The following is a 222-nucleotide window of genomic DNA, read 5'->3' on the forward strand; positions in this document are numbered from 1 at the left end:
GCCTTGCATCAGCAGGCGGTTGCCTTTGATCACGCCGGGGCCCATGCGGTCTTGCATCAGCAGGTTGCCGGCCGGGTTGTGGGCGAAGCGTTCTTGCAGGTCTTGTGAGTGGTTGGCGCGGCTCAGGCGGCCCAGCGGGTCGTAATGGTAGTCGTGCTGGCCTTTGCGGGTGTCGAGGATGCGGGTCAGGTTGCCGCGCTTGTCGTAATCGTATTGGCGGCG

Annotated in this window: 1 protein-coding gene; it reads right to left on the reverse strand. The window is 64.4% G+C overall.

Going from position 1 to position 222, the window contains the following annotated elements; genetic code table 11:
* A partial coding sequence (locus AAEZ06_RS28675) for an RHS repeat domain-containing protein (protein ID WP_350617564.1) occupies window positions 1-222 on the reverse strand: 222 nt, incomplete at both ends.

Origin of the sequence: Pseudomonas sp. HY7a-MNA-CIBAN-0227 (assembly GCF_040310325.1) — a bacterium.
GTDB lineage: Bacteria > Pseudomonadota > Gammaproteobacteria > Pseudomonadales > Pseudomonadaceae > Aquipseudomonas.